Annotated in this window: 14 protein-coding genes; 11 read left to right on the forward strand and 3 right to left on the reverse strand. The window is 45.7% G+C overall.

What is annotated here, in order from left to right; genetic code table 11:
• Positions 1-48 precede the first annotated feature (48 nt).
• The 8 genes from BMW93_RS11365 to BMW93_RS11400 all read left to right on the forward strand — a co-directional run bounded on the left by BMW93_RS11365 (position 49) and on the right by BMW93_RS11400 (position 6949).
• Entirely contained in the window at positions 49-1038 is a 990-nt protein-coding gene (locus BMW93_RS11365) for a P63C domain-containing protein (protein WP_090375475.1), read from the forward strand.
• 421 nt (positions 1039-1459) lie between these two features.
• Entirely contained in the window at positions 1460-1648 is a 189-nt protein-coding gene (locus BMW93_RS11370) for a hypothetical protein (RefSeq protein WP_090375477.1), read from the forward strand.
• A gap of 12 nt (positions 1649-1660) precedes the next feature.
• A complete protein-coding gene (locus BMW93_RS11375) occupies positions 1661-2155 on the forward strand; it encodes a hypothetical protein (RefSeq protein WP_090375478.1) in 495 nt (164 codons plus the stop codon).
• Positions 2156-2376: 221 nt separating this feature from the next.
• Positions 2377-3129: a hypothetical protein gene (locus BMW93_RS11380; protein WP_090375480.1), complete on the forward strand. Its 753-nt coding sequence runs from the start codon at positions 2377-2379 to the stop codon at positions 3127-3129.
• A 707-nt stretch (positions 3130-3836) separates the two neighbouring features.
• On the forward strand, positions 3837-4760 hold the full coding sequence (locus BMW93_RS11385) for an IS1595 family transposase (RefSeq protein ID WP_090375482.1): 924 nt from the start codon (positions 3837-3839) through the stop codon (positions 4758-4760).
• A gap of 3 nt (positions 4761-4763) precedes the next feature.
• Positions 4764-4895, forward strand: coding sequence for a hypothetical protein (locus BMW93_RS36060; RefSeq protein ID WP_255372346.1), 132 nt, complete (start codon positions 4764-4766; stop codon positions 4893-4895).
• Positions 4896-5803: 908 nt separating this feature from the next.
• Positions 5804-6043, forward strand: a complete 240-nt coding sequence (locus BMW93_RS11395) for a hypothetical protein (protein ID WP_229240360.1) — start codon at positions 5804-5806, stop codon at positions 6041-6043.
• A 30-nt stretch (positions 6044-6073) separates the two neighbouring features.
• Complete coding sequence (locus tag BMW93_RS11400; RefSeq protein WP_090375487.1) at positions 6074-6949, forward strand: aldo/keto reductase family oxidoreductase; 876 nt, start codon at positions 6074-6076, stop codon at positions 6947-6949.
• Between the two features lie 42 nt (positions 6950-6991).
• Here the strand turns inward: BMW93_RS11400 and BMW93_RS11405 are convergent, their stop codons facing one another.
• A complete protein-coding gene (locus BMW93_RS11405) occupies positions 6992-7576 on the reverse strand; it encodes a hypothetical protein (protein WP_090375488.1) in 585 nt (194 codons plus the stop codon).
• A 131-nt stretch (positions 7577-7707) separates the two neighbouring features.
• Here BMW93_RS11405 and prfA point away from each other — a divergent pair, with 131 nt between their 5' ends.
• Entirely contained in the window at positions 7708-8781 is a 1074-nt protein-coding gene (gene prfA, locus BMW93_RS11410) for a peptide chain release factor 1 (protein ID WP_090375490.1), read from the forward strand.
• Between the two features lie 88 nt (positions 8782-8869).
• On the opposite strand, the gene BMW93_RS11415 is transcribed toward prfA, so the two are convergent.
• Positions 8870-9472: a DUF255 domain-containing protein gene (locus tag BMW93_RS11415; RefSeq protein WP_090375491.1), complete on the reverse strand. Its 603-nt coding sequence runs from the start codon at positions 9470-9472 to the stop codon at positions 8870-8872.
• Between the two features lie 48 nt (positions 9473-9520).
• Between BMW93_RS11415 and BMW93_RS11420 the strand changes: the two genes are divergently transcribed.
• On the forward strand, positions 9521-10015 hold the full coding sequence (locus tag BMW93_RS11420; RefSeq protein WP_255372347.1) for a glyoxalase superfamily protein: 495 nt from the start codon (positions 9521-9523) through the stop codon (positions 10013-10015).
• Here BMW93_RS11420 and BMW93_RS11425 read toward each other — a convergent pair.
• Positions 10012-10932 (reverse strand): DMT family transporter, encoded by a 921-nt coding sequence (locus BMW93_RS11425; protein WP_229240362.1) that lies wholly within the window; start codon positions 10930-10932, stop codon positions 10012-10014. The genes BMW93_RS11420 and BMW93_RS11425 overlap by 4 nt on opposite strands.
• Before the next feature lie 116 nt (positions 10933-11048).
• Between BMW93_RS11425 and BMW93_RS11430 the strand changes: the two genes are divergently transcribed.
• On the forward strand, positions 11049-12971 hold the full coding sequence (locus BMW93_RS11430) for a TonB-dependent siderophore receptor (protein ID WP_229240364.1): 1923 nt from the start codon (positions 11049-11051) through the stop codon (positions 12969-12971).
• Positions 12972-12979 lie beyond the last annotated feature (8 nt).

Consider the following 12979-nt stretch of genomic DNA (forward strand, 5'->3'; position numbering starts at 1 on the left):
CTTTGGAATATTTGGGTAGGTTGCGACTTTAACTAGCCTCCTCAATAGATGTCAAAAAAATTGAAAATTACCAACGAAGGGGAATTGAACCTAAACGGTATGATTATTCCTTGCTATGTTCTCGAAGATGGGACAAGAGTGCTATCTGGAAGAGGTATGCAACACGCCCTAAAGATGGTCGACGACCTTGACGATACGAAACAAATTTCGGGGGCCAGATTATCGCGATATTTGAACCAAAAATCACTTAAACCATTCATTTTCAACAACAAAGATGTGGGCCACTTTGAGCCTATTATTTGCTATAAGGGTGATTCCAAAATCAATGGTTATGAAGCAACTGTGCTAGCTGATATTTGTGATGGGTTCTTAGAAGCTAGAAAGCAAATCCATTTATCTCCTAGACAGCAAATTATCGCTGACCAATGCGAGATTCTTATTCGAGGCTTCGCTCGTGTCGGAATTATCGCCCTCGTGGACGAAGCTACCGGGTATCAATACGAACGGGAAAAGGATGAACTCCAAAAAATCTTACGAGCGTACATATCCGAAGAGATTTTAAATTGGCAGTTAACCTTTACAAATGCCTTTTATAAGGAGATTTTCAGACTTCGAGGGTGGGACTACACAGCCTCAAACATCAAGAAACGCCCTGGGGTTGTTGGCACTTATACAAATCAGTTCGTTTATCAAATGTTACCTGCCGGAGTTATCCAAAAATTAAAGCAAAACACTCCAAAGAGCAGTTCCGGAAACTATATGTATAGGTTTCACCAATCTTTGACGCCAGAAGTTGGCAGAGAGCATTTGAAGAATCAAATTTTGGTAGTGACTACTTTGATGAGCATTTCCCGTAGTTGGCAAGAATTTAAAGACTTGTTCGCAAGGAAGTTTGGACAGACGGCGATAGATTTCGAATCGCCAAAGAAGAAAGATCTTCCGAGTGGTAGTCAAACTGACAATGACAACGATGAAGACGATTTGGGATATGAAACTGGCTATGACGAGCCGACCGATCCAGTTCCGGTGCTGGTGTAAGCCCAAAAAATTGTGTGCGAGAGGCTTCATCCTCTTTTTATAGTTATAAAATATGGCTTAGCGCATACGAATGGGATGAATCTAAGACGGGTGTTCTTTTTATATCTAGGGGATGGATCGTGAGAGCCAGGTTAGGCTGATCTTGTGGATACATGCTTACCGTTTAATCAGTCCATAAGTATGGTTTTACCGGAATCGCCTTACTGCAATTATGATGATTGCGAAAAAATGAAAAGCTCAATTTTGCGTTATCACAAAAATGCTAAAATTAAATATTTGAAAAATTATACACTTTAGTGGTTTTATTGAATATTTTTCTTTATTTTACAAAAACATTTGCAAAAATTCGGTAACTACTAGTATTACAAGTACTTTTGCAGAATTTTTATAAGTAACCTTATTCTACCGTTCCGCCATCGTTATGAAACAACCTCATTTTTCAAAAGAAGTCTCAGAAGAGCGCATTAAGCTCTTCGGCAAGATAAAAAACAGCGAAGACGACCTTTCAAAATTGGCTTTTTTGAATAAGAAAAAGGCCGATGTCCTGATAAAAGGTGTACTAGGAAACCTATACGCCAAAGGAATTGCTGCTTATAATCTTGAAGACTAAGTCTCTATTTGAATGTACGATAGAGATAAACGCAGACAAGAGATCGAAGATACGATTGAGTCATTCAAAGAAATGGCAGCAGATCAGGGCCAAGAAATTGAAATTCCCGCGAATACTGCCGATGCAATTCTAGATACTTATGAAATTCTTCTTTCTGACATCTTACGGTCAACCCATGAGGAGGGTATTAAGATAAACATTTTCAAAGTGGCTGCCGGGATAGAGACGGCAATCAACTATAAGCAACCCATAAAGTGTAAGGGGATCAAGGAAAGAATCGTACAAAACGCGTTCTTTGGCTCTCATTTTGCCTTCACTTTTATTTTTGCGAAACACTGGGACGGAGATCCATTCGACTTGACTGAATCAGAAGAGGCAATAATATTAGAACATAATCACCTCATGGTGATGAGCCTGCATGACTCCCTCTACGATTACACAATTTTAGCTAACTCGATGTTCTGGAAGGCACTCCATTACGGGATTAGTCAGCGAACCTCTAACTAGCATCACAAGTACACTCAAAGAGCTAAAAAGGCCGGAAGTCGTTCCGGCCTTTTTTACGTATAATTAGCTTGTAACCTATTTTATATTTATTTATACTTAAAAGTATTTCTACCTACTCGGGTCATAGGAATACTCAACAAAAAAAAATTACGCGAAATGTTTGAGTGTTGCTTGAGATTAAAGAGTATACTCATTAAATTTGAGTATAAATTATACCGACTATGGAAATCTCAAATCTTGACAACAGGGACAGGAAGATTGCGATCAGTGCTTTTAAAGAGAGCGCCAGCAATGAGAGATCGGAATTTGAAGCCAAAATAAGCGCCTATAAATCAGCCAGAACGGCTTTTTTAGGCACTATTAAAGAATGTCTTATTCATAGCGAACGCTATAATTCACTGCATAATTTAATAAGGGCTTTTGGCGGAGAGGTGGAAGGTAAGGCAATCGAGTTTGAGATTGAGGAGATAACTAAGAGTAATATATACATGTTCCTAAACGAGCTAAACAACCTCGAGGAAGTAAATGAGGATGATAGAAGATCGGATGAACGAGGTGACAATACTCTTAATAGACAAATCTCTGAAAGCGTTAACGAAGATAGAGAAGATGATGAGGACGAGGAAGACCAGGACTTGAACAACTCGAGAGGTGAGCGAAAGATGGGAATAAAGCCGCTGGTGATAGAAATGTTTAAGAATTCTATCGGCCCTCTCTACATCGCAGACATCGTAAGAGAGATTAGGGCTCAACTAGGAGAAGATACGAGGTACACTAGCATTAGCAATTCTGTATTTAGACTAGCCGACAATAATAAGTTCTTGATAAAACTAGGAGAAGGCCAATATGATTTAGCTGATAGATATGACGAAAGTGGTAACAAGAGGCTAGACGCAAAAGCAGAATTTAGTGACGACTTTATCGACTATGAAGAAGTAGATAGCAGAAAGTCTACACTAGGATTGTTTGAATGAAAAAGAAATGCACCTGCGTCAACAGGTGCATTTCTCAAGATATTGATTTTAGGGGGCATTGAAGCTGTAAGTCCGTCCAACATGAGAAGCGTCCAAAACTTAACATGGGTACTTACGAATCGATGGAATAGTGTCCAAAACTATTCGCCTCTAAAATCAACCTACTAGTGGAGAGCTGTAACTCGTCACTAGCGTATAATCGGCGATAAATTTCCCACGTCGTTAAAAGGATGGGAATCTATCTATTCAAGTAAACAGGTATAGCAACATGATCCGCCGTACAACCCGTTTGACTGTCATTAAACGCACCGTAACTGTTCCGGTACGCGTCACTGTCAAGAGAACGATCACGATCAAAAGGTCGTAATCTGAAAAACTGAATGGTATGCCGTCGGGAGTGGCGGTAACCATTCTCAAACATTTAACTAGAATCGGCCTTAAGCCAAAAGAGGGGATCGCAGCCCCACTTGTTCTACTCAAATCCTGAGAATCGCGCAAATACATTCGGACTCTCTTGTATCAAATCGGTCGGCTGATTTCATTTTCAGTCGGCCTATTTGCATTACGATACGAAGTTAACGGATATCTCTGTAAGGGTCAAGACTCTCAGAGAATTTATTTATGAATTTGATAAAAATAATTCACAAATTTCTTGTCCCAATAAGTTATTAATTTGTATATTTGTACAGGTTAAACGGACAAGCAAAATGACTTCTCAATTCAACAGTTTACTTCAAGTGCTCGACTTCTTCAAGGATGAAGAAACTTGCAAAAACTATCTGGCTGAAAAACGTTGGGGCGTTGATAAGCAGCCCGTTTGCCCTCACTGTGGACACACTCACGTGTACACTACTACTCGCGGCTATAAATGCGCGAACAAAGAGTGCTACAAGAAATTCACTGTGATCAGCGGCACTATCTTTGAGAACACTAAGATTGGTCTCCGTACATGGTTCGCTGCAATGTATCTATGTACTGCACACAAGAAAGGTATCTCTTCTTTGCAATTGAGCCGTGACTTGAATCTAACCCAAAAAACAGCATGGTTTGTACTGCACCGTATTCGCGAAATGCTGACCGACAACGCGCCCGAACTTCTTGAAGGCACTGTTGAAGTTGATGAAACCTATGTAGGCGGTAAAAACAAAAACCGTCACGCAAACAAACGTAAAGACGAATCGCAAGGCGGTTCAGATAAGGTGCCCGTAGTTGGAGTACTGGAACGCGATGGTAACGTGACTACCTACGTGGTAGCCGATACAACAGGCGAAACACTTCAAGGCATTATGCGGTCAAAGGTGGCTTCATCGGCTACCTTGATCACCGACGCTTACGTTTCTTACAAAGGTCTGGCAAAAGACTACGTTCACTTCACTGTGAAGCACTCAGAAGGCAATTATGTGACCGACCGTGTTATTCACACCAATAACATCGAAAACTTCTGGAGCCTGTTAAAACGCGGCATTATCGGCATCTATCACAACGTTAGCCCGAAACACCTGCACAGATATTGCAATGAATTCGGATTTCGTTATAATAGCAGAAAGGTTAAGGATACCACACGCTTCGAACTTTCAGTTGAGCGTGCGCAAGGCAAACGCCTTCGGTATCTTGACCTTATAAAAATGTGATCTATGGGAGAGAAAAAAGAGCCAAAAAAGAGGGCAGAAAAATACGAAGCGAAGGTTGCCGTGAAGGGAACCTTCGAAGATATGATTACGGCCTCGTTGAAGCCTAAGAAGAAACAGGATAAAAAGGAGGACTAGCAATGTCAACGTATGGCTATACCTTCATCCGGGAAATTGAGAGCTTCCGCCTCGATAACTATGTGCCTCACATGGGATGGATTAGTAGTTTCCCCATGCCTATAAAGATATACACCAAAGAGGGCGAGATTAACCACTTTTTACATGACGAAGAACTAGATAGGCTATTCGAGTTTTCTTATGATCGCGATACGCACATCAAAGAATCATACGAATATCAAAACTTCGTTACCGCTTATTACTTGCAGTTTCCTCGAAATGCGGATAGATAGTACAAGAGGAACCGTATAAAACTCTCGCCGTGCCGTCAGTTTCTTTATTTTTAACGAATTTATTCCAGATTGAACGCAAATATGGTTAATGGGCACGTATAAGGATGCACACATTTTAGCGCCTTCTGCGCGATTTTTCGACTTGCCTATATTTAAAAGAATCCTCGGTATTGGCCGTACTCTGGGAGTCTCAAACTAGCTGCGAGAACTATCAGAAGGTTAAACCCGCTCTTTGACTTCAAAGGGTCTGTTCGGGCTATCAAACAGCCTAAGCGTGTTGACGCTGAACGAGCAGACCCTTTCTTTTAAAGCCTTCACTTTTAGAGGGGTGCCGCCTTCGCCCCGATTTGTCCCAACTCATATATAGTTGCCCTTATAAACGGATAAAAGCGTTTGTAGTCGTTTGCAAACGGATAAATGCAGGCCCATGAACGTCGCAAGCGAATTTTGCTATATTGCAACTCAGGAAAGTATATGCACACTGCCGGGCTTCATGCAGTCCGGCAAAACGGAAAAGACATGAAGAATTGCCAGGAATGCGGTGAACCTATCATCGGTAGGATGGACAAAAAGTTTTGTTCCGACTTGTGCCGGAACAGCTTCAATAACCGTCTCAATTCGAATTCTCACAACTTTGTGAGGAACATTAATAACCAGCTCAAGAAGAACCGCAGAATCCTGGAAGCGCTTTGCCCGGACGATAAATCCAAGGTAACCAAGAGCATTTTATTAAGCAAAGGCTTTGATTTTAACCATATTACCCACATCCGCCCGACCCTCAAAGGAAGTATTTACCATTTTGTGTACGACTACGGCTACCTTGAACTCGACCATGATTTTTATCTGATCGTTAAGGATAACCGATTGGAGAAATAGATATTTTTGCAGGAATTCAAACCACCACCGATGAAAAAAGTAAGCCTCAGCGATTCCGGCCCGAAGGTTTCGGAAGCAATTTATGGTTTTTGGAGATGGACCGACGAAGGTGCCATTACCACCACACAAATTGAAAAAACGGTCAATCTCTGCCTCGACCTGGGCATCAATACGTTCGACCATGCTGATGTTTACGGCGACCATACGATTGAAGAGCATTTCGGCAAGATCATCGCAAACAAATCCTTCAAGCGGGAAGACATCGTACTGTTTAGCAAATGCGGTATCAGAAAGTCGCAGGATAAATATCTAACGTACTACGATAATTCGCGTGAGCACATTATCAACAGTATCAACGGTTCTCTGAAAAGACTTAAAACAGATCACCTGGACATTTTCCTGCTGCACCAAAGCGACCTGCTGGCCGATCCGGAAGAAACAGCCATGGCATTGGCCGAAATCGTAACCTCGGGCAAAGCGAAACACATTGGAGTAGCCAATTTCACGGTTTTCCAGCACCAGCTGCTCGCTTCATACCTTCGCATTCCGATCGTGACGAACCATATCGAGCTGAACCTGATGAATACAACCGCGATCGAGGATGGCCGCATCGATTTCATCAAGCAGAGTTTCAGCAAGCCGCTCGCCTGGGCACCGCTCGCCGGCGGAAAAATCCTGAATGGCACCGATGAAAAAGCCGTGCGATTGCGGGCGAAACTGGAAGATGTCGGCAAGAAATACGATGCCAATATTGAGCAAACGGCCGTCGCCTGGCTTATGAAACTGGGCACATTGCCTATTATCGGCTCGCTTTCGGAAGCCCGCATCCGCAACGGAGCGAGCGCTTCGGATATTAAACTGAGCCACGAGGACTGGTACGATATTTACCAGGTTGTCGGGAAATAAAAAAAGGCGTATTGTTGTTACCGGCAATACGCCTTCGCTTTATCAATCCTTCAACTGCTTGGCATCCAGCTTCCTGATGATTTCTTTCTTGTTGAAAAGCAGTCGCCAGACGGCGAAAGTGGTGTCCTGCGTTGCCATGCATTTCTTGCAAATAATACTCTCCGCCAAAACAGGGGCGTTGTAGACGAGCAGGGTATCGTTCAGTTGCTGCAAGTTATCACCTGCCTGGGTGTTGCTTTTTGCACTGTACGCGTACGCATCAAGTATTTCGCGTTCTTTCGCGTGCAGATCGGTGCGTTTTACGTCGCTTGTACCGAACAATTCCACTTTAACCCCATATTCCTTTTCCAATGCGGCTATAACCGGAATACCGCTCAGGTCCCGGCAATGCGCCAACCCGGCGTCGGGGTTCTTTTCCAGTTCGCCTTTCAATGCTTTTTCGGCAATCTCTGCGATTTTCTTTCCCCATTCGTCTGCCGATGATATCAGCTGCACATTGGTGACCCGCTTGATCTGCGAGGCTTTTATTTCGCGGCTCAGTTCCTTTGTATTTTCAAGTCGTCCGCTTTTGAAATCGCAACCCACCAGCATGCCGACCAATATTGCGGTACCTAATATTCTTTTCATTGTCCCAAATGTTTGTTTAATCCAGCGAACGGTTTCGTCCACCACGCGCAGTCAGCCCTTGAAACCATTCATTTAGCTAAAATGCGTATCTTTGTGCCCCGAATGCGGGATGCCAAAGATATTCAATAAAGATGATCGATAAATTAGAAGCTATAAAAGAACGGTTTGAAGAGGTTTCTCAACAAATCATACAACCGGAAGTGGTCTCCGACTCGACACGTTATTCCAAGATCAGCAAGGAATACAAAGACCTTGGCAAGATCGTGGAGCAATATGCGATTTACCAAAAGTTGCAGAAGGACATCGCCGGGACCAAGGAACTTATAGCGACTGAAAAAGACGAAGATTTGCGCGAAATGGCCAAAGAGGAGCTCGATGAACTGGCGCCCAAACTGGAAGAGCTCGAACAGACCATTAAAGAATTGCTCATACCGAAAGATCCGAACGACAGTCGTAATATTATCCTTGAACTCCGGGGCGGTACCGGTGGCGACGAGGCCGCAATTTTTGCCGGCGACCTTTTCAGAATGTACCAACGCTTTTTCGAAAAAATGGGCTGGCGCTCGTCGGTAATGGACTATACCGAAGGTACCAACGGCGGTTATAAAGAGATTATCTGCAAAGTCGAAGGCGAGGATGTGTATGGCAAAATGAAGTTCGAATCGGGCGTGCACCGCGTGCAGCGTGTACCTCAAACAGAATCACAAGGCCGCATTCATACATCGGCTGCGTCGGTAGCAGTACTTCCGGAGGCAGAAGAGGTGGATGTGCAGATCAATATGAACGATGTCCGCGTTGATACTTTTCAATCGTCAGGAGCGGGTGGACAATCGGTTAACACTACGTATTCCGCGGTACGTCTTACCCACATTCCATCGGGATTGGTAGTAAGTTGCCAGGACGAACGTTCCCAACTCAAAAACAAAGATCGCGCATTGAGCGTACTCCGCTCGCGCCTGTACGAGATAGAGTTGAAGAAACACAACGACGCGATCAGCTCGCAGCGGAAATCGATGGTCGGCAGTGGCGACCGTTCCGACAAAATCCGGACTTACAACTACCCGCAAAGCCGCATTACCGATCACCGGATAGGTTATACGGTTTACAATCTTCCGGCTGTAATGGAAGGCGATATTGCGGAGCTGATCGAGAAACTGCGCATTGCTGAGAATGCAGAAAGAATGCAGGAAGGCGAAGCAGTTTAAAAACGCTGCCTTTTTCCTAACGAAGGGACGTTTCAGGCAACCGCGCTAAGACTTCCTTTTTTTAGGCTTTTCATCCCTTAACTTATGCCTATTTCGCAGGATACAAACTGCTATAAGTCTTCGCCTTATAGCTTTCAAAATCCTGCTTTTTGTGATAATCCTCTCCGAAAAAGGTGATGATCTGGTGAAACTCTTTGGCTTTCAGGTAGCCCGGGAGCGGCTGGATCATATTAAATTTATCATCCAGGAAAACGGTAGTGGGGTAGCTTGGCTGGTTGTTAGTTAATGCCAATGCGATCTCGTTGATGCCGCGGCCGCCTTGTTCGAGGTATTTGAACTGCTTGTCGCCAAGCTTGATCGTCCCCTTTTGTTCCGCATCGAGTTTTACCGCGTAATATTTTTTGTTGATATAATCGGTTACGGCCTTATCCTTGAAGGTTTCACGGTCCATAACCTTGCACCAGCCGCACCAGTCCGTGTAGACGTCGATCAGGACTTTCCGGGGTTCTTTCTGAATCCTGGCGTAGGCTTCCTCGATGGTTAGCCACTGGATGCCTTCTGCCGGCGGGGCTTCTACCTGCTTACTTACACCTTTTTCGGCAGCAGGCTTTTCACCGTTATCGGCTTTGAAGCCGGCAAGCACCACCAGCATTACCGGAAATATTATCAGCGAAGACAGGAATCGTTTCATGGTATTTTTTTAGATTTCTTCTCTTAAACAAATCTCAGTCACAAATCATTGCCCGAGACGCGTAGTCCGAGACGCGTAGTCCGAGGTGCGCAACCCGGGACGCGCAGTCCGCGGCGCGTAGCCGGGCTACGCGCCCCGCAGCCTGCCCCGTCTCATACTGAACCTCAAAACACAATCGATATGGAAGCCAGCAAAGTCATCCCAATTTTACGCATTTTTGACGAAACCAAAGCACGGGAATTTTACATCGGCTGGCTCGGGTTCCAGGTCGACTGGGAGCATCGCTTCTCTGACGACGCGCCGCTTTATATGCAGGTTTCGCGCGACGGCCTGGTCCTTCACCTCTCCGAACACCACGGCGACAGCACACCCGGCGGCAAAATCTTCATTGAATGCACGGGCGTGCGGGATTTTCACAAAGAACTCAGCGAAAAACAATACAAATACAACCACCCCGGCCTCGAACAGGAGCCGTGGAATGCTATTTCTGTGACAGTGATCGATCCGTTTCTGAACCGGCTGGCATTTAATGAACGGCTCTAAGCTTTTTTCGTTTTAGCCAACGACACCAGAATGCCGCCCGCGATGATCAGCAGCATGCCCGTCAGCATCGACAACGTTGGGATAGCTTCTCCCATCAGAAAGCCGATCAGTACCGAAAAAAGAATATTGGAATAACCCACTGCGGCGACGCGCCCGGCCTTGTCGTAGGTGAACGACTGTGTCAGCATTTTTTGTCCCAAAAGTGCGGTGAGCCCCAATGCGAGAAACCCGAGCCATTGCCATACATTATCAGGCCATTTGAATGTGCCTATCAGAAAATCCAGATGCTCCATTGGGTAATAGGTACCAACCAGCATCGATAAAATGGGCATGACAATGCCGCTCAGCATAAATGAAAGGATAATCGCGCGCGTATCGTACACGACGCCGAGCTGGCGAATCGACAGGTAGGAAATAGCCGTCAGTAGTGCATTACCTAATCCCAATGCATTATCCCGCAAGGAAGATGAAAGATCGGGCCGGAAAACGAACAGAATACCGGTGAAACCCACGAATATCGCCATCCATTCCTTCCCATTCAGCGTTTCGCCGATGAGCAGCCAGGAGAAAAGCGCCAGGAAAATCGGGTAGGTATATTGGTAGGTGGATGCTCGACCCAATCCGAGGGTCTGAATGGCATAAAAAAGCATGTAGAGCGACAATGTGCCTACTACGCCCCTGAAAATAAGCAATCCCAGCTTCCCCCCTTCCTGCCTCATCGGCCTTTGCCAAATGCTGCTGATAATAAAAACCACCCCGACAATATTCCTGAAAAAAACCAGCTGTACAATATGGAAATCCCTCCCAAGCCATTTCGAGATCGCGGAGGTGAGCGAGAAGAAAAATGCGGCCCCCAGCATGAGGTAAATGCCTTTCAGGGAAGATGCGGTCGAAAAATTTTCAGTAGAAGCGGCCAAATGCAATCAGAATTTGCGGCAAAGATAGGGGTTATCGCATAGAACGGAAAGTTGGAGTAAATGCCTAACTTTGCGCCCAAAAAACAGAAGATCGCCGCCAATCATTGCGGTTCAGCGTGTTTACCATCCTAAGATTTGTGAGCTATTGGATATTGTGGGCAAGTTTTGCACTCACAACGACTGCTTATGCACAAAAAGATTCCATTGCCCTCGATCCCGTTACCGTGAAAGGATTTGTCCCTCAAAAATTCATGAGCGGCCTCAAAATCCAACGCATCGATTCCGCATCGCTCGCGCTGGTACGGTTTCAAAACATCAGCGACGTTCTGTCGGCCTATACTCCGATCGCCTTTAAAAACTATGGCCCCGGCCAGCTCAGCACCGCGTCGTTCCGCGGCACCTCCGCGAACCATACCGCCGTTATATGGAACGGGCTCAATATCAATGCTCCTACCCTTGGACAAACAGACTTTTCGACCATTCCTGTGGCTGGTTTCGACCAGCTTTCGGTACAGTATGGTTCTGCCGCAAGCATTGTTGGTTCCGATGCTGTCGGTGGGAGCATTTTGCTGGGAAGTAATGCATCGGCAAACCCGTTACATGTGTCTGTGGGTAGACAACAGGAGAGTTTCCATAACCACCAGGCGCGGGTAGACATCGGATATGCATTGCCGTTGAACAGTCAATGGGCATTTTCCGGCAAAACGGCACTTTACCATGGCAGGATGAATAACGATTACCCGAAACCCACCCGGAACACCTACGCGCTGCTGCCTACCGAAACTTCCCAGAAAGGGATCGTACAGGATTTGTTTTTCCGTGCGAAGAACGACCAGGAAATCTCGGCGCACGTTTGGCTCACCGACAATAACCTCATACTAACCCCCGACGATTCCCAGGGCCGCGAAATGACCCGCACCTCCGCCTACCGCACGATGGTACGCTATCAGGTACGCACGCTCACGCTCCGCACGGCCTGGGTGCGCGATATCATCGATTATGCCAAGGGAGATATCTCTCGACCCGACCATTCGGTAACCGACAAGTTCGCTTCGAGAATTGAAAAGGACTTTACGCTAAATATTGGAAGCAATGTAAATCCTGTTTCCATCAAAACCGGAGGAGAATGGACGCACTACCGCTCACGCGTGCCCGGGTACGCGTACTCGCCCGTGAGCGAGAACCGTACCGATTTCTTTCTGCTGAGCCGCTGGCAGCCAACGTCGCGGATTACCGCTTCCATTAACCTCAGACAAGGCCTGGTTACCGGATTTATTCCGCCATTTACACCGTCGGTCGGTTTGGAATATAGTTTAATTCAAAAAACACTTTATAGCCTGCTCTTGAAAGGCTCCTATGGCCGAAGCTACCGCGTTCCGACTTTGAATGAACGATACTGGAAAGACCTGGGCAATCCCGGTATCCGTCCGGAGACGGGTTGGAACAAAGAGCTTGGCCTCGAACAGGCTTTCAAAGCGGCGCTCGGTGGCACATTACGGACCTCCGCGACATTTTACCATAACCGCATTAAAGACTGGACTTACTGGAACCCTGCCAGAAGCTACCGGGTCGAAAACCTGCAACAGGTATTAGCCCGTGGGATTGAGCTGCAACTTGGTTATCAGCGCCAGAACGGCCTTTGGCGTACAGGGCTGGACGCTGGTTACGCATTCAATAAGAGCACGCAGGAGAAAGCATACGATAATTATTCGCAGGAGATTGTGGGCAAGCAGCTGGTATTCGTGCCTGAGCACACGGCTAATGCGAATGCCTTCGGCCAATTCAGGTCTACGAAGCTTACCGGGCAGTTGCAGGCAGCCAGCAAACGTTATACAACTTTCGACAATTCACAGTTTCTGGATGGTTACGGCCTTGTGAACCTGCTGACCGAGACGACCTTTGCTTTCGACAATTTCAAGCTCGTATTACAAGGCCAGATACGCAATGTTACCGACACGTTTTATTTAAATGTCAGAAATAATGCGATGCCGGGAAGAAGTTTTGCATTAAGTTTAACCTTTAGTTATGATTCTCAATAAATCAATGA

Source organism: Dyadobacter sp. SG02, assembly GCF_900109045.1.
GTDB lineage: Bacteria > Bacteroidota > Bacteroidia > Cytophagales > Spirosomataceae > Dyadobacter.